This window comes from Streptomyces sp. NPDC093149 (genome assembly GCF_044754145.1).
In the GTDB taxonomy this organism is placed as follows: Bacteria; Actinomycetota; Actinomycetes; order Streptomycetales; family Streptomycetaceae; genus Streptomyces.
Map to the genome: position 1 here is coordinate 736,108 of NZ_JBIVON010000002.1, position 21,946 is coordinate 758,053.

Below are 21,946 nucleotides of genomic sequence, written 5' to 3' on the forward strand. Positions count from 1 at the left end.
TAATGTCCGCCCGGGGTGTGACCCGGGGGGAATTGAGGAACGCTCTCAGCGGGGCGGTCCGCACGGCGACGGTTCTCCGGTATCACCGGGACCCGGCCCGGCGGCCGCCCCGCAGTGATGTGGGTGACCCGTGCGACGCATGGGACGGCCACCGGGCCGGGGAACTTTTTCTACCGATACGTGTGGGGGTTGGGGATGGCGTTCTGGGACAGCTTGTGGCCACGACGTGAGGCACAGTTCGAGTCGGGCAACGCGTCGACCAACTCCATCGTGCTCTCCAAGCGGCACGCCACGGTCTCGCTCAACAAGCAGGGCGCGCTGACCGGCAATCTGCGGGTCAACCTCTCCTGGCGGATGCGTACGTCGGACATCGAGGGCAGGTCGCGGCAGAGCGGCCGGCTGCTGCGGCCCATGAAGCTCTTCAAACCCGACGTGGTCCAGGCGCACACTCAGGGCATGGTCAACGTCGACCTGGACCTGGGTTGCATGTACGAGCTGAAGGACGGCACCAAGGGCGTGGTCCAGCCGCTGGGCAACCTTCTCGGCGACCTCAACGCACCGCCGTACATCCGGCTCAGCGGTGACGACCGCTTCGGGGCGCCGTCCGGCGAGACCGTCTACGTCAATCTCGACCAGCACGAACAGTTCAAGCGGCTGCTGTTCTTCGTCTACATCTACGACCAGACGCCCGCCTTCGACCGTACGCACGCCAAGGTGACGCTCTACCCGGGCAACGGCCCGCGGATCGAGATCGAACTCGACGAGCACGCCCCGGAGGCCCGCTCCTGCGCCGTGTTCACGGTGGAGAACGTCAAGAACGAGCTGATCGTGCGGCGCGAGGTGAAGTTCGTGTACGGATTCCAGTCGGAGCTGGACCGGCTGTACGGCTGGGGCATGCAGTGGGGACGCGGCTACAAGTCCCGGGCCTGAGGGCCCGTCGGCGGTGGCGGGGCCGTGATCATGGGTGGCTCGGGCGGCCGATGGCCGCCCCTCGACCGCCGCGGGGCGCCCGCTCGGCCGGTGCGGGACCGCCTCAGGACCGTATGAACTGCGGCCCCTGCGGTGGCAGCACGAAATTCGGGTCGGGGGCGGGCGCGGCGGCCGGGGCGGGCTGTGGATAGCCGTAGGCGGGCTGAGCGGTGGTCGGCTGCGGATACCCGTACGCGGGCTGGGGAGCGTACTGGGGAGCCGGCTGGGCCGCCGCGGGCTGCGGGTACCCGTAGGTCGGCTGCTGGTGCTGGACCGTGACCTGGGAGTCGTTGCCGAAGACCGGTGCGGGCGGGAACGGGGGCGCGGGCGGCGGAAACGCGGGCGGCGCCGCCGACGGGGGTGCGGCCACGGGAGAGGGAGATGTCACGGACGAGGGAGACGGGCCGGGTTCCGCCGCGGCCTCCGACTCGTCCACCGAGATGCCGAAGGCGGTCGCCAGACCCACCAGACCGGTGGGATAGCCCTGTGCCACGGCCCGGAATTTCCAGCCATCGCCGCGCCGGTAGAGCTCGCCGCAGATGATCGCCGTCTCCTCGCCGGTCTCCGGCCGCACGTCGAAGACGGCGAGCGGATCCCCGCCCGCCGATGCCGCGTCGTACAGCAGGATGCGCAGATCGTGCACCTGAGCGAATGCGGCTCCGTCGGAGGACGCGGCGACGACCACCTGCTCGACCGAGGCGTCCAGCGCGTTGAGGTCCGCCTCGATGCTGTCCGTGAGCCCTTCGGGCACGCTGCGCTTCGGCAGCCGTCGTACCAGGCCGGAGGGGTGACGGGGCTGGTTGTAGAAGACGAAGTCCTCGTCCGAGCGCACGCGGCCACCGGCTCCGAGCAACAGGGCCGAGGCGTCCACATCCGGAACCCCGGCCCCCGGGGTCCAGCGCAGAACGGCCCGTACGGCCAAGGCGTTCAGAGGGACGTTCGAGCCTTTCACCATCGCGTGCGTCATGCCCGTCATCCTGCCTGCTGGCCACCCGCGTGGACAACGCGGGGGTCGTACCGGGTGTCTCGGCGGTGCGTCGGAACCACGTCGTCCGCGGTGCGGCGACCCGTCGGGAAATGGACGAGTTACCTGGAGTTCATGCCTGCGGGGAACTGTTGACACCCGTCCGTACGTACTATTACCGGCCATACGTCGTCCGGCCGGTCAGGCAGTTCGGGGAATCACATGCGTCATTTCGGGCATATCGCGCCCGCTGCGAGAGAGGGTCTGTTCTTCCAGGAGCCGTGCGAATTCGGCGCCGGCTCGCCGGCCCGCGTGCTTTCGGCCGCCCTGGGAGCGACCCTGTACAGCCCTGCCACCAGGCCGAGGCTTGCTGACGACGTCATCAAGCAGGTCGGGCGCGGTGTCGTCTCGATGGTGCTGTGCCTGGAGGATTCGATCGACGACTCCGAGGTCGTCGGTGCCGAGGAGAACCTGGTCAGACAGTTCGCCGACCTCGACGCGCGCGGTGTCGATGTGCCCCTGCTCTTCATACGGGTCCGGGAGCCCGGCCAGATAGCGGACCTGGTGGGCCGGCTCGGTCGCACCGTCCGGTTGTTGTCTGGTTTTGTACTTCCGAAATTCACCGAAGAGTGCGGCGTGCCGTACCTGGAGGCACTCGCCAATGCCGAGAAGGCGTGCGGGCAGCGCCTGTTCGCGATGCCCGTTCTCGAATCGCCCGAGCTGCTGCATCTGGAGACCCGTGGCGAAGCGCTCCGGGGAATAGCCCGCACCGTCGACAAGTACCGCGAGCGGGTCCTCGCGCTGCGGCTCGGCGTCACCGACTTCTGCTCGGCGTACGGGCTCCGCAGGGCGCCCGACATGACGGCCTACGACGTACAGATCGTTGCCGCCGTCATCGGCGACGTGGTCAACGTCCTGGGCCGGGCGGACGGTACCGGCTTCACGATCACCGGGCCGGTGTGGGAGTACTTCCGGCTCCAGGAGCGCATGTTCAAACCGCAGCTGCGCCGCAGTCCCTTCCTGGAGGGGCGGGCCGAGGAACTGCGTACGGCACTGATCGAGCACGACCTCGACGGCCTGCTGCGCGAGATCGAGCTCGACCGGGCCAACGGCCTGCTCGGCAAGACCTGTATCCATCCGTCGCACGTCGCACCCGTGCATGCACTGTCCGTGGTCAGTCATGAAGAGTTCAGCGACGCACAGGACATCCTGCGGCCGGAGCGTGACGGCGGCGGCGTGATGCGGTCGGCGTACACGAACAAGATGAATGAAGTGAAGCCGCACCGCGCCTGGGCCGAGCGGACCCTGCAGCGGGCCGAGGTCTTCGGCGTCGCGAGGGAGGATGTCGGCTTCGTGGAACTGCTGGCCGCAGGCCTCGCGGAATGAGCGCGGCTCGGGGATCGAACGGGTTTCAAGAGGTGCGAGGGCCCCGCCGGGTGGGGCGACGCCATGGGATGAGCGGGCTCCGCGGAACGGGTGTGTCTCGATGAGCGAGCGCGCAGCAGGGAAAGAGGCGGCGAACGTGGTGTGGTCGGGCAGCTGGGTGGCGGAGCGACTGGGCGTCGAGCTCGTCGGCGACGGGAGCCCCGACGGCGACAAGGAGCTGAGGGATCTGCTCGGCCTCGCCCTGCGCCGCAACCCCAAGCGGGCCCATCTGCTCGTGTCGAACGTGCTCGGCAAGCACGTGCCGCAGAAGCCCTCCGTGGTGTACGCCGCAGGCTTCGAGCTCGGCCGACGGGTGCGCGAACTCCTCGGTGACGCCGCGGCGCGGCGGGCGGTCGTGCTCGGCTATGCGGAGACGGCCACCGGTCTCGGGCACGCGGTCGCCGACGGGCTCGGGGTGGCGCCGTACCTCCACTCGACGCGCCGCCCCGTCGAGGGCGTGGAGCGGGCGGGAGGCTTCGAGGAGTCGCACTCGCACGCCACCTCCCATCTCCTGCTCCCGGAGAACCCGGCCCTGCTGGCGGGCGATCACGACCCGACGGACGCAGACGCAGACACAGGCACGCAGGTGCGCGCGGGCGCTGGCGCGGGTCCGGGCGCCGACGCCGGTGCGCCGCTGGTGCTCGTGGACGACGAGTTCTCCACGGGCAACACCGTGCTCAACACCATCCGCGCGCTGCACGAGCGGTACCCGCGGAGCCGGTACGTCGTCGTCGCCCTGGTGGACATGCGGTCGACGGCCGACCACGGGCGGCTGACCGAGTTCGCCGCGGAGATCGGCGCACGCGTCGACCTGGTGACGAGGAGCTCGGGCACCGTCACCCTTCCCGAGGGCGTTCTGGAGAAGGGGCAGGCGCTGGTGGCCGCTCAGGAGGAGGCACGCTCCGCGCGGCCGGGAGCGGCCGGTCCACCGAGCCCGAAGGAAGCGGCCTCCGATGAGACGGCCTCCGCAAGGCCGCGGACAACCGGTTCCGCCGCCGCGGAGGCCGACGTCGCAACGGGTTCCGCCGTTCCTTCAGCAGCCGGTTCCGCCGCCGCGGAGGCGGGTGTCGCCCCCGGGCGCGGGTTCTGTACCCGGGTGGACCTCCAGTGGCCCGCCGGTGTGCCCGACGGTGGACGGCACGGCTTCACCCCCGCCCACCGGGCCGCCCTTGAGCCGGTCCTTCCGGCCATGGCCGCCCGGATCGCCGCAGCACTGGGCGACGCCCGACGCGTGCTCGTCCTCGGCTTCGAGGAGCTGATGTACGCCCCTCTCCGCCTGGGCACGGCCCTGGAGGACCACACCGACGCCGAGGTGCGGTACTCCACCACCACACGTTCCCCCGTCCTCGCGGTGGACGACCCCGGCTATGCGATACGGACCCGGCTGGTCTTCCCGGCCCATGACAACCCGGCCGACGGACCCGGTGACCGGTACGCGTACAACGTCGCGGGCGCCGGCTTCGACGCCGTCGTCGTGGCCGTCGACTCCACCGCCGACACTCCCGAACTCCACTCACCCGGCGGCCTGTTGGCGCAGCTCGGCGCGCACGCCGACCGCGTGCTGCTCGTCGTCGTCCCCTCGTACGTCCCGTCGTGCGCCGCCCCGCGCACCGCGTCGGGCCTCCCCGCGTACGCCTCCGAACGGCAGGAACCCCCCATGCTGCCCGAGCCCCTCCGCGGCCCCGCCTTCTCCTCCTACGCACCGGACGACGTCGGCTGGCTGCTCCAGGACCTCTCGGACGTCGAACTGGAGGCGCCCACCGAGGAGCGCGAGGAGGCGATACAGAGCGGTGGCGCGCACTACGCCGAGTCGCTGCCGGTCGAGTACCAGCCGTCCGCCCAGTACCAGGGCCTGTTCAAGGCGGCGCTGGAGCTGTCGGCCGCCCGCGTCGCCCGCGCCGTCGGCACCGTCACCGAGACGGTTCTCGCCGAGCGGACTCCCCGCCCCGTCCTGGTCTCCCTCGCCAGGGCCGGCACCCCCGTCGGCGTGCTCATGCGCCGCTGGGCCCGGCACCGGCACGGACTCGACCTGCCGCACTACGCCGTCTCCATCGTGCGGGGCCGCGGCATCGACGCCAACGCCCTGCGCTGGCTGGCCGCCCACCACGATCCGGCGGACGTCGTCTTCGTCGACGGCTGGACCGGCAAGGGGGCGATCACGCGTGAACTGTCCGCCGCGCTCGCCGAGTTCGACGGATTCAACCCCGAGATCGCGGTCCTGGCCGACCCGGGCGGCTGCGTCCGCACCTACGGCACCCGTGAGGACTTCCTCATCCCGTCCGCCTGCCTCAACTCCACCGTTTCCGGGCTGATCTCGCGGACCGTCCTCCGTTCCGACCTGGTCGGACCCGACGACTTCCACGGCGCGAAGTTCTACCGGGAGCTCGCGGACAGCGATGTGTCCGGCCACTTCCTGGACACCGTCGCCGCCCACTTCGACGAGGTCGTCGACGCCGTGGACGCCGAGGTGAAGGAGCTGCTCGCGGCCGACCGCGCCCCGACCTGGGAGGGCTGGGCCGCCGTGGAGCGCATCAGCGAGGAGTACGGAATCCACGATGTGAACCTGGTCAAGCCGGGCGTCGGCGAGACGACCCGCGTGCTGCTGCGCCGCGTCCCGTGGAAGATCCTCGCCAAGCGCGATGCGGGCGCGGACCTCGAGCACATCCGCCTGCTGGCCGAACAGCGGGGCGTCCCGGTCGAGGAGGTCGACTCACTCCCTTACACCTGTGTCGGTCTGATCCACCCGAAGTACACCAGAGGCGCGACGGGTGCGGACGGCAAGGCGGTGGAGTCGAAGTGACGAGCCCGGCCACGCCGCCCGCCCCCGCCACTTCGCCCGCCCCCCTGACACTGGTCGCCAGCGACCTCGACCGTACTCTCATCTATTCGACGGCGGCGCTCCAGCTCCCCATGCCGGACGCCGAGGCCCCCCGGCTGCTCTGCGTGGAGGTGTACGACCACAAACCGCTCTCCTACCTGACCGAGGCGGCCGCGACACTGCTCGACGCACTCGCCCGCTCCACGGTGTTCGTCCCGACGACCACCCGCACCCGCGAGCAGTACGGGCGTATCCGTCTCCCCGGCCCCGCACCACGGTTCGCGATCTGCGCCAACGGCGGACACCTGCTCGTCAACGGTGAATCCGACCGCGACTGGCACGCGCGGGTCTCCCGCAGGCTCGCCGACGAATGCGCCTCGCTCGCCGAGGTCCGCGCCCATCTCCTGGCGGCGGCCGACCCCGCCTGGCTGCTCAAGGAGCGCATCGCCGAGGACCTCTTCGCCTACCTCGTCGTCGAACGCCCGCTGTTGCCCGAGGGCTGGGTGGAGGAACTGGGCGAGTGGGCGAAGACCCGCGGCTGGACGGTTTCCCTCCAGGGCCGCAAGATCTACGCCGTACCGGGCCCGCTGACCAAGAGTGCCGCCATGAACGAGGTCGCCCGGCGCACCGGCGCCACACGCACCCTCGCCGCCGGTGACAGCCTCCTCGACGCCGATCTGCTCCTCGCCGCCGACCGCGCCTGGCGTCCGGCCCACGGCGAACTCGCCGACACCGGCTGGAGCGCCCCGCACGTCGAGACGACGGCCGGGCGCGGTGTGGTGGCGGGAGAGGAAATTCTGCGGCACCTCCTGCGGGCTTCGGGCCGGGGACAGGCGTTCTGACACCTCCCACGGACGCGCGCCGGATCCGCGACCGCTCCGGATCCGACACGCGCTCGACGCCTTGAGCCCGACGCCCGAAGCGGGCCCGACGCCCGACGCCCGGCACGCGCCGACCTCGCGTGACCGGGTGCCCGACGCGCGCCCGACCTTGCGTGACCGGTGATGATCAGCGACTACAGTCACCGCGTTCTCGCCCGCACGCCCCGCGGCCTGCGGGGACGGGCGGCGCGGCCCCGGCAGGACCGATGAGGAGCATGTGATGACCAAGGGCAACGAAACCAAGATCACGGACGAGCTGTACGCGTACATGCTGGCGCACAATCCGCCGCTCGACGCGGTGCAGCGCGAGCTCGTCGAGACCACGTATGCCCGCCTGCCCGAGCACGCGGGCATGCAGTCGGCCGAGGAACAGGGACCACTGCTCGCCTTCCTCGTCCGGTTGACCGGGGCCCGGCACATCGTGGAGGTCGGGACGTTCACCGGCTTCTCCGCCCTGTCGATGGCCCAGGCGCTGCCCGCCGACGGGCGACTGATCGCCTGCGACATCTCGGAGGAGTGGACCGCCTATGGTCGGCAGGCATGGGAGAAGGCGGGCGTCGCCGACCGGATCGAGCTGCGCATCGCCCCCGCGCTCGACACCCTGCGGGCGATGCCGGCCGAGCCGCACATCGATCTCGCCTATCTCGACGCGGACAAGGGCAACTACATCCCGTACTGGGAAGAGCTGGTGCCCCGCATGCGGCAGGGCAGTCTCGTCGTCACGGACAACGTGCTCTTCCACGGCGGGGTGACCGACCCGCGGGCGACCGGCGGAGCGGCGGCGATCAAGGAGTTCAACGATCACGTGGCCGCCGATCAGCGGATGGACAGCGTGCTGCTCACCGTGTCGGACGGGCTGACGCTGTCCCGCAAGCGCTGAGAAGAGCTCGTGGGCGGGGACCGGGCGGTTCGGAGAACTCCGGACACACGGGTCGGCAGGCGCGACCTTCCCCACGTCCCGCCCCGGCTCTCAGCGCCTGTCGGCTCTCAGCGCCTGTCGGCTCTCAGCGCCTGTCGGCTCTCAGCCGCAGCAACCTCCGCCGCAGCAGCCGCCACCGCCCCCTGCGCCACCTGCCGACGGTGCGGCGGGCGCGGACTTGGCCGACGAACCACCCACGGCCACGGTGGACAGCAGTTTCACGGTGTCGGCGTGCCCGGCGGGACAGGAGGCCGGATCCGAGGACTGGGCCATCGGGCGGCTGAGTTCGAACGTGTCTCCGCAGGAGCGGCAGCGGTACTCGTAACGAGGCATGTGCCCAGGCTATCCGGCACCGGCCGGAGGAGGCCGGGAGCCGGGCGAAAGGGCGGGCGACCGGGTCAGCGACGGCGAACGACCGGCATCGCCGCGTTCGTCGCCTTCCGGCCCATCCGCAGTTCCCGCTCGACCTCTTCGGGGTGGCGGGCCCGCCAGTACGGGTTGTCGTGGGGAAGGCCGCCGCTCACCCGCCCGTACATCCCGAAGACCATCAGCATCAGGCCGACCACGAAGCTGAAGAGCACGTTCTGGAGGTGGAAGGCGAGGAAGTTGTAGTTGGTGTCGAGCAGCGCGAGGTTGACGAAGCCGCTGAGGATGAAGGCGATGCCCAGAACCATGTTGAGCGTCGAGGCGAAGTTGCCGCCGATCACCATCCCGATGAACAGCAGCAGGCCGACGCAGATGGACAGGACGCTGAGGGCGCCGTTGGTGTTGAGGCCCGCGACGGTGGCGCCGCCGGTGCTGAAGAAACCGATCTCGTCGATCACTCCCAGGATCCCGAAGGCCAGCAGCACCAGCCCCATCAGCCCTGCCCCGACCCGGTAGACCCTGCTGAGCCGGTGATCGATCGGCAGGTGCCTGTCGAGCGGGGTGGCCCTACGAGGGCGTCGGGAAGTGTGTCGTCCGGTGGCGTGCAGTACATGGCTGGCCATGTCGGTCTCCGGTCTCCGGCGGGCGTACTACCAGGATCCGCCCGCGACCTCGCCCCCGCACATCAGAAGGGCCGCGGAGACCGGCCCGGCGCATCGTGGCGCCCCGGCCGTCCCGCCCGCACATCAGCCGCCCGTCCCGCGCTCCTCACGGATCTCGGAGACCACCCGCGCAGCTGTTCGACGCACGGCTTCGGTCTCGGTCAGAAAGTGCCAGTAGTCCGGGTGGCGCCCCTCCAGTCCGGCGATGGCACGCTCCAGCCGGGCCACGCCGTCGTCCAGCGGCCGGGCATGGCGGGGGTCGGGAGTGTTGCGCCCGGCCATGGCCAGGCGCTGGGCGTCCCGGAGCGTGAATCGGGTCCGCTGGATCTCCTGCTGAGGGTCCTTGGCCACGTCGTTGAGCCGGTGCAGCCGGTCGCCGGCCGCGGACACCGCCTCGTCGGTGGCGTTCAGCAGGGCGCGGACCGTGCTCAGCCGGGACGTCGCATCGGCCCACCGCTGCTCGTCCCGTGCCCTGGCCGCTTCCTTCAGCTTCTCCTCGGCCTGCCGCACATTGGTGGCCGCCTGCTCCGGCACCGGCTGCAGGTCCTGCCAGCAGGCCGCCGAGAAGCGCCGCCTCAGCTCGCTCAGCACCGGCTCCACCGAGTCGGCCCGGGTCGTCAGCGCCTGCGCGCGGGTCCGCAGCGACACCAGCCGGTGATCGATCTCGGCGGCCCGCTCGGGCAGCTGAGCGGCCTCCGCACGTACCGCCTCGGCATCGCGCAGTACGCGGTCGGCGCGCTGCAAGGTCTCCGGAACACCGTGCCGGCCGGCGCCCTGGTTGAGCTTGGTCAGCTCAGGAGCGAGGGCTGCCAGCCGCGCGGCGAGATCGTCCGCCCGCAGCCCGGACGCCCGCACCGCGTCGAGAGCGTTGCTCGCGCCGAGGAGCGCCTGCCGGGCTCGCTCCACGGCGGGCGCGAGCCGGGCGAGCTGCGTCTCCGCGTTGCCCAGCAGCGGCCCGAGGCCCTGAGCGAACCGGTCGAGCTCGCCCTTGACCCGTACCAGCTCGTCCTTGGACCTGGTCAGCTCGGTTCTGGCCTGAACCGCGACCGCCGGTTCCAGATCGTCCCGGTCCAGGTCGTGCGCATCGACCGCGGTGATGTACGCATGACTGGCCTCGTCGATCCGCCGCCCGAGAGCGGCGAAGTCGTCCACGGCCTTGCGCGCACCGGGCGAACTGTCCACAGCGGTGATCGTCTCGATCGAGATCCGAAGATCGCGCTGAGCCGTGTCCAGCTCGTAGAAAGCGGCCGCGGCAGCGTCCTTCGCGGCCTGTGCCTCGGCGCGCTGACTCTCCCCGCGCCCGCCGAACCAGCGCCGTGTACCGCCACCGGCGAACGCGGCCGGCAACGTGGCGGCGAGCAGCGGCACAGGCAGCAACATCAGCAGGAGGGCGTCCCCGACACCCCTGGCACCCTTGAGGCCTCGGGCACCCCTGGCTCCCCTGAGGCCTCGGACATCCCTGGCCCCCCTGAGGCCTCGGACATCCCTGGCGGCGACATCCCTGGCAGTGGCATTCCTGGCGGCGGAACTCCCACCCGCTCTCGCCCGCGGCCGCGCGTGTGTCGCCGTCACATCCCTCTCCCGTGCCGATTCGCCCTGCCCGGAACATTCTCCCACCAGGTAAGGACGAACACACGGGCCGGTCAGTTCACGCTTCGCACCGTGACCCGGCCGTTGTTGCTGTGGGCCTTCACGACGTGGGGGCTGTCATCGCTGCGCGGCGCGTCCACCGAGATTCTTCCGTTACGGGCCGTGGCGCTCACCGCGTACCTCACGGACCCGGCGGGCAGATCGATGGAGATCCTTCCGTTGTCGCTCTTGGCCTCCACGAGATCCGGCACGGCGGTGAACCCCAGTTGCACCCTGCCGTTGTCGGACCGCGCCGACACGGATGTGGCCGAGATCCCTTCGGCGGCGATGGAACCGTTGCCGCTCTCCAGCTTGAGCGGCCCGCTGGAATCCCGGACGGTCACCTTCCCGTTGTCGGCGTGCAGGTCGAGGGGCGTATCGAAGCCGGACGCGACGACCTTTCCGTTGTCCCCCTTGACGACCACGGCCACCCCGCGCGGCACCTTCACCTGGTGCTGCGCGGAACAGTCGCTGATGATCGCCCTGCACTTCACTCGCAGCGTGAGCGTGTCGTCCTGCATCGACCACTGGGGATCGGGGCCGTTCCCGAAGACCACCCAGCCGTCGGCACGGCGTGTCACCTCGACCTTTCGCACATCGGCGGGCACGAGCTCCAGGGACGTGTTCCCGGAGCGGATGGTCAGCGTCTTCCCGCTGAGCGCGAACGACTTGTGCTCGGCGGGCGCGTCGGCGGTGTCCGAACTGCCGCAGCCGGTGAGGACCAGCCCGAGCAGCGCGGCCCCGCCGGACGCGATGAGAGTGCGGCTACGGAGTGCCACGGTGATCTTTCCCCCAGGTTGTACGACGGGTGGTTCCCGACGGTGTGGCTTCACCGTACGGAGACGGGCTCACCCGCCAGAATCCGGCCGGCTACCGGAAAAAGGGTGGGGATATCCCCCGGAAACCCACCAGGCCCGCCCGCGCCGCCCCAGGGACCGTGCCGCCCTGCCCCCCCACCCCTCCGAACCGTTTGTGCCCGTGGGCCGTGGGCCATGTACGCTGTTGCCTCATCCACGGGTGCGTAGCTCAGGGGTAGAGCGCTGCTCTTACAAAGCAGATGTCGGCGGTTCGAAACCGTCCGCGCCCACCAGCACAAAGGCCCCCAACCGATCATGGTTGGGGGCCTTTGACATCCACTTCTGACGTCAACGGGTGCGGTCAGCCATGGGCGTGGTCATTCACGGCCGGGACGCCGCTTGAGCATGCGGTCCAGGTGACTCACTGCCTCGCGCTGGGTGTCCTGGACGACGTGGGTCGTCAGCCAGCCGTCTTGGCGATGATGCGCTCCATCTCCTCTGGGCCGAAGGCCCGCAGAGTCGTGGAACGGACGTTGCCCACCCCACCGAGCTGCAGGAGTGCTGCCGTGGCAGTTTCGTCGTCGGGCGCCTCGACGACGGCCACGAGGTCGTACGGACCGACGGTCCAGTAGATACTCAGGAGCTTCGCCCCGAGCTTCTGCACCGCTGACCCGAAGGCCTCGGAGCGCTTTGCGGTGTCCTTGTAGTTTCGGGCCCCTTGGTCGGTCCAGCTCAGCAAGGTGACGTACGTCGGCATGTTCTTTCACCTTCACGAGGAGACACATCGTGAGGTCAAGCCTGGACATCTGGGCTGGAACCCGCACGAGATATGCACCCGAACGAGCAACACGAGCGACCACAGGTATCGAGGGGCAGGCCGACATCGACGACAGCGGACACCGACGGTCGCCGCGGTTCTCTGCGGACCAGGGGGAGAGGTCCCGGGGCGCGGCGGGCGGAGGTTCCACCAGGGTGGCCACGTTGCGCATGACCAGTTCCTCACGGCAGGCGGCGGTCAGAGCGGTGCGCAGGACGCGGTGGGATTCCTTGGTGGTGGCCCCGGTGGTCTGCTTCTCCAGGCGGACGAGGAAGCGTCGGACGTCAGAGACGCTCAGTGATTCGAGGCGCTTGGACCCGAGCAGGGGCACGAGATGGAGCCGGATGTGCGTCTCGCACTTCGCGTACGTCGTGCACTTGCGGCGCGGCTTGATGATGCTGTCCAGCCAGTACGGCAGCCACTCGGAGAGCTTCGCCGACCCCAGTTCGCCGGCGATGGCCCGGATCGTTGCCTTCTCCCGCAGCCGGTCAGCGATGTGCAACCGCTCGTCCTCCGTCAGATACCGGGACGGCCCCGAGGCCACCCGCGCGATGGCGGGTGGCCTCGGAGGTTTCTTGCCGCCCTCGGGCCGGCCGTTGCGCCGCTCACGGCCGGTCCGGGGATTGATCCCGACACGTCTGCACGCTTCACCGTTACTGAACCCAAGCCGCATGAGCCGGAAGTATTCCTCCCGTTCCCGGCTCAGCTTGCGGGCCCCTTGTTCCTTACGGCTCTCGCGAATCCTGAAGTCCATCGCACCCCTTGAGCTGGGGTGTTGTAACGACCACTAGAACGGAAGTGAAGCCGGGCAGGGGGCTTTCGTGATGCTGCTTCGTATCGGTGAGCCCGATCGTCCTGAAGCCGTCAGCGGACGTCGAACGAGTGGGTGTTGTAGTTGTTGGTGGCGTTACAGGCGATAACTCGGGCGTAGGCGGGGGCGTTGACAGTGCCGGGGTTCATGCACTTGCTATGGGCCTGGTTCTTCAGCTGGTATCGATTGGCCTTGCTGGAGAGCTCCATGCTGAAGATCTGCTCGTCCCACCGGGCGTCACACGGACGCTGCTGGAGGGCTTCAGCGTCGCCTCCACCCACTGCGGTGACGCACATGTCACTGTTGAGATTGCGAAGCATGAAGGTGCTGCTGGTGACCGGGTCGATGGCCCACTTCTGAGCCAAATTGTCCGTGTCGACCTCGTACTGGACCTGGGCGCCGCCGACCGTCGAGCCACCGGCAACGCCGAGGACGAAGCCGGACTGCCAGTTGCGGACCTTGGTGCCGCTCAGCGGCCCGGTCGCGTCGGCGGTGCCCACCCCAAATACGGTCGCACTCAGCGTTACGGCGAGCACGGCGCAAGCAGATCGAATGCGCATGAAGGACTCCTCCACTTCAAAGCGGTCACATTGCGTGTCCGATTGATTACGCAATGTATAGCGTTGGCTTGGAGGTCCCCCGCCAACGCACCGCAACGATGGGGGTGACTCGACTCGTCCGATCAGGCAGCCCCCAGCAGCGGCAATCGCCGCCCATGAACCACGCCCCCTGTTCCGGCTCTGGTCGGGCAGGGGCTCCCGCTCTGGTCGGGCAGGGGCTCCCGCGAGAGTGCCCGGAAGGTGGGCTTCCCCTCCCGCGAGACCTCCGGCGGATGTGGTCAGGCGGAAGCTGTGCCTTCTGCGGAAGCCGCCGGCCAGGCGTCGCCGCGCCGACGGCACAGGTATACGCGGTCCGCGTACACCGTCACCCCCGGATAGGCGGCAGCAATGGCGGCCTTGTAGGCCTCGGCGGCGGCCTGTGCAGCAGCGTCCTCGTGCGGCAGCTGCGACAGGGATGCGCTGAACGGGATCTCGAAGCTGGTGCCGATCTCGACACCGTCTGCGTAGGCCGTGAACGTGAAGTGAACGGCGTAGGCGCCTTCCGGAACGGACATATCTGATCTCCTGACGAAGGAAATTCGACTGAGACTGCGATCCCAAGTGAGCGTAAGGCAAACGATGTTGGTCGCACTCGGCTTGGAGGCATGGAAGAAGCCCTGGCCGACGGCTCGGGGCTCGCAGTGGTAAGCGACGGGCGGCGCCCGCGACCGCGGTGTTCATCGTGGGCCCGGCCCACCCCCGACGATCGTCAGGGGTGGGCCCGTGTCCTTCGACCCGGGTCTTCCGCTCTCTCCGCTCCTAGGTTCGCTTCTCATGAAACGAGAAACCGGAAGTAACCGGACCGGGAACGGGCGGCCGTTGCTCGCCTGTGCCGTCCTGGGGGCCGGGGCGGTCGCCGTCATGGGGCTCGCTCCGGGCGGACGGGGCAGGGCCGGCGCCGTGGAGGTGACGGCGGGCGCCTCGGCATCCGCCTACCGTTCGGTGACCGGGGTGGTCGCCGACGCCCCTTCCTGGGCACGGTCGTTGCTGGAGCTGGCCACCGAGGGCACCCTGGTGGCGCTCGGGCTGCTGCTGGTGTGGGTCTGGTGGGGTGCCGTGCGGCACGGCGACACCCGGCTGTCCGCCGGAACCGTGCTCACCGGCTTCGGCACCGTACTGGCCTACGGCATCAGCGAGACCGTGAAGACGGTGGTGGACGAGGCACGCCCCTGCCGGGTCCTGCACGGCGGCGCGGAGGCCGTTGCCGCATGCCCGCCCCCGGGCGACTGGTCCTTCCCGAGCAACCACGCCACCCTGGCCGCCGGCCTCGCCGTGGGCCTGGCCGTGCTGCGACCCCGTCTCGCCGTCGTCGCCCTGCCGCTGGCCGGAGCCGCGGCAGCGCTGCGCGTCATGGTGGGAGTGCACTACCCGCACGACGTGCTGGCGGGCGCGGTCCTCGGGGGCGCCGTGGTCGCGGCCGTACTGCTCGCGTTCCTGCCCCTTGCCCGGACAGCGGCGTCAGCGCTCGGGAGACGGCTGCGTGGGCGCGACGATGCCGGCCTCGTGGGCGACGACCGCCGCGGCCGCGCGGTTGTCGACTCCCAGCCGGGCCAGGATGGAACTCACGTGCGCCTTGACCGTCCCCTCCACCACATGGAGCCGCCGGGCGATCTGCCCGTTGGACAGCCCGCTGCCGAGGAAGGCCAGCACGTCGCGTTCCCGGCCGGTCAGCGCACCGACCCGTTCCCGGGCCGCGGAGCGACGGCCGGCCAGAGCGCCCGCGCCCGTCGCCGAGAGGTGGGCCACGACCCGCGCCGCGACCTTCGGTGACAGATAGGCGGCGCCGTCGGCCACCGCGCGTACCCCCGCGATGAGCTCCTCGGGTTCGCCCGACTTGATCAGGAATCCGGCGGCGCCGCCTCCGAGCGCCTGGAGGATGTAGTCGTCCTCACCGAACGTCGTGAGCATCACGACGCCCGTTTCGGGCGTGGTGCGCCGGATCTCGGCCGCCGCCTCGATGCCGTTCATCCCGGGCATCCGGATGTCTAGCACGGCGACGGCCGGGCGGTGACGGCGGACCAGTTCCACGGCGTCGTGCCCGTCGCCGGCCTCGGCGACGACGTCGATGCCCGGGTCGGTGGCCAGAACGGAGCACACACCCTTGCGGATCATCGGCTCGTCGTCGGCGATCAGCACCCGGATCACCGGCCGCTCACCGTCCCTTCCCCATAAAGCGGGATCATGTGGTCAGGGCCTCCTTGGACATCAGCCTGCCCTCGCGGAAGCAGAGCCGGTAGAAGTCCCCGGAACGGTCGTCGAAGCGGTCCGCCGTCATCGCGTAGTACTCGCACGTGGTGCCTTCCCCCTTCGGTTCCCCGGCCGCCGTGCGCTGGGTGGTCTGTCGCTCGGGCAGCAGCCGCCGCACCTCGTCCCGATCCTGTCCCACCCGCAGCCGTGCGTAGTCACCCGGGTCCAGTACGGACTGCCGTGCCGAGCGGATGTCCCAGCCCATGAGGGCGGCACTCAGCACCGCCCACGCCACCAGGGGCAGTACGACCGCGGTGGCCAGCGCCCGGCGGGCGCGGCTGCGGGCGTGCCGGTGTTCCGGGGGCAACGCCGGGGCCGGTGTCCGGGACGGTGCGGCCGGACGGCGGGCGGAGGGCGTGTGCGGTATCCGGGCGGCGACCGCGAAGCCACCCGCGTACGGGCCGTGCTCGAAGGTACCGCCCGCCAGCCGCACCCGTTCATCGAGTCCGATCAGCCCGCTCCCGGTGCCCGGTACGTCCTCGGGCCGTCCTCGGGCGGGCGAGGGTCCGTTCCGTACCCGGATCGTCGTCTCCGCGGCCGTGTGGGTCACCCGCACACGCACTGGCGCGTGCGGCGCGTGCTTGGCGGCGTTGGTCAACGATTCCTGTACGACCCGGTGGGCGGCCCGCGCGACCGTCGGCGGCACCTCGTCGGCGTCGCCCTCGATCCGCAGGTGCACGGCGAGACCGGCGTCCGCGGCCTCGTCGACCAGCCGGGGGATGCCCGTGCCGGGCGGGTGGGGCGTCTCGTCGTCCGCCTCCTCGCGCAGGATGCCGATCACCTCGCCGAGCCGCTCCACCGAAGCCGCCGCCCGTGCCCGGATCTCCCCGGCCGCCGTCCGCTGGGCCTCGTCGAGTCCGGGGGCGAGCTTGAGGGCGCCCGCGGACAGGGCGATGAGGCTGAGGTCGTGGCCGAGGACATCGTGCATGTCCTGGGCGATCCGGGCCCGTTCCCGGGACCGCGCCTGCTCGGCGACGAGCCGCTGTTCGCGCTCCAGCCGGGCGGCGCGCTCCCAGCCCGCCCGTACGAGTTCCTGGTACTGGCGCCAGAAGCGCCCGGCGAACCAGGGCAGCATCGCGGCCATCACCACGACGGCGACGAACCGCCCGGCCATCAGCAGCCAGGACGGCACCAGCGCCACCGCCACCACTCCGCCCGCGACGACCGCCATGAGCGCGAGTACCGTGGGCCCGGTTCTTCCGGGTTCCCGGCCGGCGAAGAAGGCCGACACGGCCGCGGGCAGGGCCCACCACATGCTGACGGCGCTCAGCCCGACACAGCATGCCGCCGCAACGGTCAGCAGACTCCCCAGGTCGACGGCCCGCCGGACCGCGCCGCTGATCATCGTTCTGTACACCCGGACGACGGTATGCGGCCCACGGGCGGCCCGGTACTGCCGAAAGTAACCTCTTCGCCCGCTCGAACCCCTACCCGGGGGGCGCGGAGACCGCGCCCCCCGGCTGCCCGTTCGGCCTGCTCAGGCGTTGGGACGCTTGCCGTGGTTGGCGTTCTTCTTCTTGCGGCCGCGGCGCTTGTTTCCTCGTTTGGCCATGCTGTACATCTCCCTCATTCGGGACTTTTCGGGCTTTCGTCAGTCTAGGATCGGCCCGGTGCGACTGCACCGGAGGTGCGGTGGGCGTGGCGCGCCCACGTCCGGCAGCCGGGCGCGCAACGCCTCGGCGAACCAGGTGAAGGCCGCTGTCGGGTCGTCCGGGGGAGGCCAGGCGTTGATCACCGCGAGCAGTTGTGCGTACCGCAGGCGACGGGGGTCGTTCGCGGTCTCCAGCACGGTCAGCAGCCGACGGCGCAGGTCGGTGTCGTCCGGGTGGCGGAGATCGTGCGCGCAGCGGGTCATGACGGCCTCGACGACCGGGTCCGCCCCGGGCGACGCCGGCGCGATGCCGGCCGCCAGAGCCGGCGCGACGTGGTCGCGGACCGTCGCCGCCGGGTCGCGGCGCGGACCGGTCGAATCGCCTTGGGCGCGCATGGCCGCGTGGTATCCGACCAGGCGGCGCACGACGGCGCGAAAATCGGGGTCCTGGGACAGTTCGGCCAACTCGATCCAGGCCTCGACCTGTTCGGTGCCGGCGTCGTCGGGCAGCTCCGGGGTCATCGAGCGCATGATTCCGGTGAACGCGGCGTCGGTGTCGAGACCGCCGAACGCGGCGTCGAGGAACTCGCCCATCAGGTTTCGGCGCTGGTCCTCGGAGAGCGTGGCCAGTCTGTGCATGAGATCCATTTCCTCGGGTGTGGACCCGCGCCTGGCCACCGCGGTGAGCACCGCGTGCCGCGTGCGCAGCGTGCCGATCAGCGTCGTCAGTGCCTCGGCGTGAGCTGCGGCGACCTCGGGGAGCGAGAGCTCCCGGTCCATGACCTTGCGGATCGTGGTGAGATCCAGCCCCAGCTCGCGCAGCGTCCGCACCAGTTCCAGACGTGCGACGGCCTCGGTGTCGTAGCGGCGGTAGCCGGCCGGGCTGCGGTCGGTCGGCGGCACGATCCCGCGGTCGGCGTAGAACCGGACGGTCTTGACCGTCAGTCCGGTCCGCCGGGCCAGATCGCCGATCGAGTGGAGCGCGTCGCCGTCCATGTCCCCCACCCTCACATCTCCCCCCACGGGAGACTCAAGCCCGGTACGTCATTACGTGTCCCCCTCACCTTCGCACCCGGCCCCTGGGGGTCGAGTCGTACAGGTGGGCGAGTTCCCGGGCAGGCCCATCCGCAGGGTGGTGAAGTCGTGGCGGATCCCGGCGTCGTGGTCCCGGACGCATCCGTACGGCTTCCGCGCGCCGTACGGCCGCCGCCGCGCGACCGTCGCGCGTCCGAGGCGTCACCCGTACGGGTGCGTCCGAGTGGTCCTGCCGCGGAGGGCCCCGCAGGGTCGGTTCTGATCCGCAGTCCCGCTTCGGCCAAGGAGTCCCCATGGCACACTCAGCGTCCACGCCCGGCCCGACCCGTTCCGCGGACCAGGAGGACATCAACCCCTGGGCGGCCGGCGGAATCATGTTCGCCGGTGTGCTGCTGCTCGTCGACGGCGTCTTCGGAGTGATCAAGGGCATCAGCGGGATCGCGTCCGATGAGGTCTACGCGCGCATGAGCAACTACACGTTCAGGTTCGACGTGACCGCGTGGGGATGGATCCATCTCGTTCTCGGCATAGTGCTCGGATTCGTCGGTTGGGGCATCCTCAAGGGCGCCACCTGGGCCCGGGCCACGGGTGTGGTGATCGCCGCCATCAGCCTTGTCCTCAACTTCATGTGGCTTCCGTACCAGCCGATCTGGGCGATCATCTCCATCGCCATCGACACATTCGTGATCTGGGCCCTGTGCACGGAGGACGCGAAGGCGGTCATCTGAGTGGGTGCCGATCGCGGTACCACCCGGTGCCGACTGCCCCTGCCCGGACGGCTCCTCAGCGCCGCCGTCCGGGCGTACGGGTCCGACCCGGTCCGCGCGCACGGCGGTCGACGCATGGCGGCCCGCTGTTCCAGGACGTGCTCCAGGACGTGCTCCGGGATGTGTTCCGGGACGCCCCGCCGCTCCGTCGCGACCCGCGTCCTGAACGGGTGAGGGGAGGACCGCGATGCCGGAGCAGAGCACGGAAGAACTCGTCGCCCTCGCCACCGAGGCGTATGTCTACGGCTGTCCGCTGGTCCATGGCCTGTCGACGGTCGAGGACTTCATGCAGACGGGTATCGGGCTGCTGCCGCCCACCCCGTTCAACCACTTCGCCCACTCCGAACAACAGGCGTCCCCCGGAACAGCTTGCGTGACCGTCGACCACGACACGGTCCACTCCGTCGCCCATCTCGACCTCTCAGGCGGGCCGGTGCTGCTCCATGTCCCCGACACGCACGGCGCGTACTACGTGCTGCAGTTCGTGGACGCCTGGACCAACAACTTCGCGTACGTCGGCCACCGCGCCACCGGCACGGAGGCCGGGGACTGGCTCGTCGCGCCGCCCGGCTGGTCGGGCGGCGTGCCCGGCTCGGTGCGCGGCGTGATCGACGCTCCGACCTCCGTCGTCTCCGTCATCGGCCGCAACGTCTGCGACGGCCCGGACGACCTGGGCCGGGTCCGCGCGCTCCAGGCACAGCTCACCCTCACCCATCTCGAACCGGGCACCCACCGCACGGGCCTCCCGGCACCCGACCCCGATGTACCCGAGCCGCTGCGGTTCTTCGAACAGCTCAGGGTCTGGATGGCCGACTTTCCGCCGTCCGCGGCCGACCGGGCGTACCAGGACCGGTTCCAGCCGCTGGGGCTGTTGGAGGAAGGGCCGTCGCCGTACGTGTCCGCCGATCCCGCTCTCGTGCACGCGCTGACCGAGGGCCTGGTCCGGGGCAGGGCGTGGGTGGAGGAGGCGGGCCGGTCCCAGGCGGCGGGCGGGGGCTGGGAGATGGATCCGCACCTCTTCGACTACAACCTGGACCAATACGGTGTCGGGGCCCTCGACTCGCCGGAATGGCGGATCGAGGACCGGGAGAGCTCCTACCTGACCAGGGCGGTGGCGGCACGGACCCGGCTGTGGGGTGTCCACGGCTACGAGGCGGTGTACGCCCACACCCTGCGCGACGCCGAGGGCGAGCGGCTGAACGGGGCCCGCTCCTACGTGCTGCGCTTCGACCGGCAGCCTCCGGTCGGGGCGTTCTGGTCCATGACGATGTACGACGTGCCGGACCACCGCCTCGTCGGGAATCCGCTCGGGAGGTACTCGATCGGTGACCGCACCCCGGGCCTCGTGCACGGCGAGGACGGTTCGCTGACGATCCACATCCGGCGGGAGCGGCCGGACGACCTGGCCGCGGTGGCGAACTGGCTGCCCGCGCCGGCCGGGGACTTCCGGCCGGTGCTCGCGCTCTACGAGCCGGGGCGGGAGATCCTCGACGGCGGGTACGAGATCCCCGCCATCGAACGGACCTGGGGAGGGGACGGCTCACGGCGAACGGAGCGATGAGGCGGGGACGAAGGTGTCGGGCCGACGCGCGTCCCGGCCGTCGAACCCCTGCCCGTCCCGGCCGTCGGGCCGATGCCCGTCCCGGCCGTTGTCAGTGGCCCGGTCCACACTGGGGGCATGTGCCGCAGCATCAAGACCCTTCGCCCGCCCGTCCTGCCCGAAGAGGCCACCGAGGAGGAGATCCGGGCCGCCGCCCTGCAGTTCGTACGCAAGGTGTCCGGCTTCCGCGCTCCGGCCGCGCACAATCAGGAGGTGTTCGACCGGGCCGTCGACGAGATCGCCGAGGCGACCGCCAGGCTGCTGGACGGTCTGGAGATACGGGGTGCGGTCAGGACGCCGACGCCGTAGTCGCCGTTGCAGCCGCCGATGCCTGGGCGGCCGCCGCTGCCGGGCGGCGCATGACGTACGCGGCCAGGGCTCCCGCCACGAACAGGGCGAGGACCGAGACGGCCGTGCCCACCCAGGTCGCGCCGAGCCACTGGCCGCCGAAGTAGCCGAGGCCGACGCTGTAACCGGCCCAGGCCACGCCCGCCAGGGCCGACCAGGGCAGGAATTCCGTCGCCTTGCGATGCGCGGCGCCCGCGCCCAGGGAGACGACGGAGCGCCCGGCCGGGGCGAAGCGGGCGATGATGACGAGGATGCCGCCGCCCCGGGCGAGGGCGGCGCCGAGGCGTTCCTGCGCGGAGGTGAGGCGGCGGGAGCGGGCTATGGCCCGGTCCAGACGCTCGCCGCCGCGCCAGGCCAGCCGATACGCGACGAGGTCGCCGAGGACCGAGGCGGAGGCAGCGCACAGGATCAGCGCGAGGAGCGAGGGGACCTGGGGCACCTGCTCGGCGGCGCGTGCCGCGGAGGTCGCCCCGGCGACGGTCGTCGAACCGGCGGCGGCGGCCGTGGCAGCGGTGATCACCAGAACCCCGCTGGGCAGCACGGGCAGGAAGACGTCCAGGAGCACCGAGAGGGCGACCACGGCGTAGATCCATGGGCTGCCGGTCAGCGCGCCCACACTCTCAAGCACCTACTACTCCCCGATCCGGAACAACGCCGCGACGTCGCAGGGGAGCGGCAGGAGCGGCAGGGCCAGCTGTACA

22 protein-coding genes, 1 tRNA gene and 2 pseudogenes are annotated in these 21,946 nt (G+C 70.8%); 10 read left to right on the forward strand and 15 right to left on the reverse strand.

The genetic code is table 11. The features are described from left to right. The first annotated feature begins 195 nt into the window (after positions 1 to 195). A complete protein-coding gene (locus tag ACIQCZ_RS09810) occupies positions 196 to 930 on the forward strand; it encodes a Tellurium resistance (RefSeq protein ID WP_402281076.1) in 735 nt (244 codons plus the stop codon). Between the two features lie 103 nt (positions 931 to 1,033). Here the strand turns inward: ACIQCZ_RS09810 and ACIQCZ_RS09815 are convergent, their stop codons facing one another. After that, on the reverse strand, positions 1,034 to 1,936 hold the full coding sequence (locus ACIQCZ_RS09815) for a TerD family protein (RefSeq protein WP_402281078.1): 903 nt from the start codon (positions 1,934 to 1,936) through the stop codon (positions 1,034 to 1,036). Between the two features lie 219 nt (positions 1,937 to 2,155). Here ACIQCZ_RS09815 and ACIQCZ_RS09820 point away from each other — a divergent pair, with 219 nt between their 5' ends. From ACIQCZ_RS09820 to ACIQCZ_RS09835, 4 genes are all read left to right on the forward strand, one after another. Beyond that, the gene (locus ACIQCZ_RS09820) at positions 2,156 to 3,319 is read left to right on the forward strand and encodes an HpcH/HpaI aldolase/citrate lyase family protein (RefSeq protein WP_402281080.1); all 1,164 of its coding nucleotides are present in this window, start codon (positions 2,156 to 2,158) and stop codon (positions 3,317 to 3,319) included. A gap of 100 nt (positions 3,320 to 3,419) precedes the next feature. Further along, positions 3,420 to 6,158 carry a phosphoribosyltransferase gene (locus tag ACIQCZ_RS09825; RefSeq protein WP_402281082.1) on the forward strand — a complete coding sequence of 913 codons (2,739 nt, stop codon included), beginning with the start codon at positions 3,420 to 3,422 and terminating at the stop codon, positions 6,156 to 6,158. Continuing rightward, positions 6,155 to 7,018 carry an HAD family hydrolase gene (locus tag ACIQCZ_RS09830; protein WP_402281083.1) on the forward strand — a complete coding sequence of 288 codons (864 nt, stop codon included), beginning with the start codon at positions 6,155 to 6,157 and terminating at the stop codon, positions 7,016 to 7,018. Before ACIQCZ_RS09825 ends, ACIQCZ_RS09830 begins: the two co-directional genes overlap by 4 nt. A gap of 259 nt (positions 7,019 to 7,277) precedes the next feature. After that, a complete protein-coding gene (locus ACIQCZ_RS09835; RefSeq protein ID WP_402281085.1) occupies positions 7,278 to 7,937 on the forward strand; it encodes an O-methyltransferase in 660 nt (219 codons plus the stop codon). Between the two features lie 141 nt (positions 7,938 to 8,078). Here the strand turns inward: ACIQCZ_RS09835 and ACIQCZ_RS09840 are convergent, their stop codons facing one another. The 4 genes from ACIQCZ_RS09840 to ACIQCZ_RS09855 all read right to left on the reverse strand — a co-directional run bounded on the left by ACIQCZ_RS09840 (position 8,079) and on the right by ACIQCZ_RS09855 (position 11,418). Continuing rightward, complete coding sequence (locus tag ACIQCZ_RS09840) at positions 8,079 to 8,309, reverse strand: zinc ribbon domain-containing protein (protein WP_351075827.1); 231 nt, start codon at positions 8,307 to 8,309, stop codon at positions 8,079 to 8,081. A gap of 65 nt (positions 8,310 to 8,374) precedes the next feature. Then, the gene (locus ACIQCZ_RS09845; RefSeq protein ID WP_402281087.1) at positions 8,375 to 8,965 is read right to left on the reverse strand and encodes a DUF4383 domain-containing protein; all 591 of its coding nucleotides are present in this window, start codon (positions 8,963 to 8,965) and stop codon (positions 8,375 to 8,377) included. Positions 8,966 to 9,088: 123 nt separating this feature from the next. Beyond that, complete coding sequence (locus tag ACIQCZ_RS09850) at positions 9,089 to 10,576, reverse strand: hypothetical protein (protein ID WP_402281089.1); 1,488 nt, start codon at positions 10,574 to 10,576, stop codon at positions 9,089 to 9,091. Positions 10,577 to 10,647: 71 nt separating this feature from the next. Beyond that, positions 10,648 to 11,418: a DUF4097 family beta strand repeat-containing protein gene (locus ACIQCZ_RS09855; protein WP_402281273.1), complete on the reverse strand. Its 771-nt coding sequence runs from the start codon at positions 11,416 to 11,418 to the stop codon at positions 10,648 to 10,650. 230 nt (positions 11,419 to 11,648) lie between these two features. Between ACIQCZ_RS09855 and ACIQCZ_RS09860 the strand changes: the two genes are divergently transcribed. Continuing rightward, a tRNA-Val gene (locus ACIQCZ_RS09860) sits at positions 11,649 to 11,723 on the forward strand. Between the two features lie 167 nt (positions 11,724 to 11,890). Here ACIQCZ_RS09860 and ACIQCZ_RS09865 read toward each other — a convergent pair. The 5 genes and pseudogenes from ACIQCZ_RS09865 to ACIQCZ_RS09885 all read right to left on the reverse strand — a co-directional run bounded on the left by ACIQCZ_RS09865 (position 11,891) and on the right by ACIQCZ_RS09885 (position 14,757). Further along, positions 11,891 to 12,187, reverse strand: a complete 297-nt coding sequence (locus tag ACIQCZ_RS09865; RefSeq protein WP_402281091.1) for a GYD domain-containing protein — start codon at positions 12,185 to 12,187, stop codon at positions 11,891 to 11,893. Between the two features lie 192 nt (positions 12,188 to 12,379). Then, positions 12,380 to 13,001: pseudogene (locus tag ACIQCZ_RS09870) on the reverse strand (hypothetical protein); the annotation flags it as partial. A gap of 110 nt (positions 13,002 to 13,111) precedes the next feature. Further along, a complete protein-coding gene (locus ACIQCZ_RS09875; protein ID WP_402281093.1) occupies positions 13,112 to 13,618 on the reverse strand; it encodes an RICIN domain-containing protein in 507 nt (168 codons plus the stop codon). Positions 13,619 to 13,896: 278 nt separating this feature from the next. Beyond that, the gene (locus ACIQCZ_RS09880; RefSeq protein ID WP_402281095.1) at positions 13,897 to 14,172 is read right to left on the reverse strand and encodes a hypothetical protein; all 276 of its coding nucleotides are present in this window, start codon (positions 14,170 to 14,172) and stop codon (positions 13,897 to 13,899) included. Between the two features lie 417 nt (positions 14,173 to 14,589). Next, entirely contained in the window at positions 14,590 to 14,757 is a 168-nt protein-coding gene (locus ACIQCZ_RS09885; RefSeq protein ID WP_402281289.1) for a hypothetical protein, read from the reverse strand. Positions 14,758 to 14,809: 52 nt separating this feature from the next. Here ACIQCZ_RS09885 and ACIQCZ_RS09890 point away from each other — a divergent pair. Beyond that, a pseudogene (locus ACIQCZ_RS09890) lies at positions 14,810 to 15,028 on the forward strand (phosphatase PAP2 family protein); the annotation flags it as partial. Positions 15,029 to 15,115: 87 nt separating this feature from the next. Here the strand turns inward: ACIQCZ_RS09890 and ACIQCZ_RS09895 are convergent. The 4 genes from ACIQCZ_RS09895 to ACIQCZ_RS09910 all read right to left on the reverse strand — a co-directional run bounded on the left by ACIQCZ_RS09895 (position 15,116) and on the right by ACIQCZ_RS09910 (position 18,491). Then, positions 15,116 to 15,802, reverse strand: a complete 687-nt coding sequence (locus tag ACIQCZ_RS09895; RefSeq protein ID WP_402281097.1) for a response regulator — start codon at positions 15,800 to 15,802, stop codon at positions 15,116 to 15,118. Positions 15,803 to 15,836: 34 nt separating this feature from the next. Further along, the gene (locus ACIQCZ_RS09900) at positions 15,837 to 17,261 is read right to left on the reverse strand and encodes a sensor histidine kinase (RefSeq protein WP_402281099.1); all 1,425 of its coding nucleotides are present in this window, start codon (positions 17,259 to 17,261) and stop codon (positions 15,837 to 15,839) included. A 120-nt stretch (positions 17,262 to 17,381) separates the two neighbouring features. Then, positions 17,382 to 17,456 carry a 50S ribosomal protein bL37 gene (locus tag ACIQCZ_RS09905; protein WP_373302405.1) on the reverse strand — a complete coding sequence of 25 codons (75 nt, stop codon included), beginning with the start codon at positions 17,454 to 17,456 and terminating at the stop codon, positions 17,382 to 17,384. A 39-nt stretch (positions 17,457 to 17,495) separates the two neighbouring features. After that, positions 17,496 to 18,491 (reverse strand): MerR family transcriptional regulator, encoded by a 996-nt coding sequence (locus tag ACIQCZ_RS09910; protein WP_402281101.1) that lies wholly within the window; start codon positions 18,489 to 18,491, stop codon positions 17,496 to 17,498. A gap of 332 nt (positions 18,492 to 18,823) precedes the next feature. Here ACIQCZ_RS09910 and ACIQCZ_RS09915 point away from each other — a divergent pair, with 332 nt between their 5' ends. From ACIQCZ_RS09915 to ACIQCZ_RS09925, 3 genes are all read left to right on the forward strand, one after another. Beyond that, positions 18,824 to 19,258, forward strand: coding sequence for a hypothetical protein (locus ACIQCZ_RS09915; RefSeq protein ID WP_402281102.1), 435 nt, complete (start codon positions 18,824 to 18,826; stop codon positions 19,256 to 19,258). 226 nt (positions 19,259 to 19,484) lie between these two features. Further along, a complete protein-coding gene (locus ACIQCZ_RS09920) occupies positions 19,485 to 20,858 on the forward strand; it encodes a DUF1254 domain-containing protein (protein WP_402281104.1) in 1,374 nt (457 codons plus the stop codon). 117 nt (positions 20,859 to 20,975) lie between these two features. Beyond that, a complete protein-coding gene (locus tag ACIQCZ_RS09925; protein ID WP_351075848.1) occupies positions 20,976 to 21,206 on the forward strand; it encodes a DUF2277 domain-containing protein in 231 nt (76 codons plus the stop codon). Here the strand turns inward: ACIQCZ_RS09925 and ACIQCZ_RS09930 are convergent. Next, positions 21,187 to 21,873: a DedA family protein gene (locus ACIQCZ_RS09930; protein ID WP_402281106.1), complete on the reverse strand. Its 687-nt coding sequence runs from the start codon at positions 21,871 to 21,873 to the stop codon at positions 21,187 to 21,189. The two genes, ACIQCZ_RS09925 and ACIQCZ_RS09930, sit on opposite strands and share 20 nt — an antisense overlap. Positions 21,874 to 21,946: the final 73 nt, after the last annotated feature.

What these genes read in the sequence shown, in the direction of transcription:
- ACIQCZ_RS09820 (WP_402281080.1), top strand. Translation starts at nt 2,156, where the DNA reads ATGCGTCATTTCGGGCATATCGCGCCCGCTGCGAGAGAGGGTCTGTTC.
- ACIQCZ_RS09880 (WP_402281095.1), bottom strand. Translation starts at nt 14,172, where the DNA reads ATGTCCGTTCCGGAAGGCGCCTACGCCGTTCACTTCACGTTCACGGCC.
- ACIQCZ_RS09815 (WP_402281078.1), bottom strand. Translation starts at nt 1,936, where the DNA reads ATGACGCACGCGATGGTGAAAGGCTCGAACGTCCCTCTGAACGCCTTG.
- ACIQCZ_RS09835 (WP_402281085.1), top strand. Translation starts at nt 7,278, where the DNA reads ATGACCAAGGGCAACGAAACCAAGATCACGGACGAGCTGTACGCGTAC.
- ACIQCZ_RS09845 (WP_402281087.1), bottom strand. Translation starts at nt 8,965, where the DNA reads ATGGCCAGCCATGTACTGCACGCCACCGGACGACACACTTCCCGACGC.
- ACIQCZ_RS09875 (WP_402281093.1), bottom strand. Translation starts at nt 13,618, where the DNA reads ATGCGCATTCGATCTGCTTGCGCCGTGCTCGCCGTAACGCTGAGTGCG.
- ACIQCZ_RS09825 (WP_402281082.1), top strand. Translation starts at nt 3,420, where the DNA reads ATGAGCGAGCGCGCAGCAGGGAAAGAGGCGGCGAACGTGGTGTGGTCG.
- ACIQCZ_RS09865 (WP_402281091.1), bottom strand. Translation starts at nt 12,187, where the DNA reads ATGCCGACGTACGTCACCTTGCTGAGCTGGACCGACCAAGGGGCCCGA.
- ACIQCZ_RS09925 (WP_351075848.1), top strand. Translation starts at nt 20,976, where the DNA reads ATGTGCCGCAGCATCAAGACCCTTCGCCCGCCCGTCCTGCCCGAAGAG.
- ACIQCZ_RS09840 (WP_351075827.1), bottom strand. Translation starts at nt 8,309, where the DNA reads ATGCCTCGTTACGAGTACCGCTGCCGCTCCTGCGGAGACACGTTCGAA.
- ACIQCZ_RS09915 (WP_402281102.1), top strand. Translation starts at nt 18,824, where the DNA reads ATGGCACACTCAGCGTCCACGCCCGGCCCGACCCGTTCCGCGGACCAG.
- ACIQCZ_RS09910 (WP_402281101.1), bottom strand. Translation starts at nt 18,491, where the DNA reads ATGGACGGCGACGCGCTCCACTCGATCGGCGATCTGGCCCGGCGGACC.
- ACIQCZ_RS09920 (WP_402281104.1), top strand. Translation starts at nt 19,485, where the DNA reads ATGCCGGAGCAGAGCACGGAAGAACTCGTCGCCCTCGCCACCGAGGCG.
- ACIQCZ_RS09810 (WP_402281076.1), top strand. Translation starts at nt 196, where the DNA reads ATGGCGTTCTGGGACAGCTTGTGGCCACGACGTGAGGCACAGTTCGAG.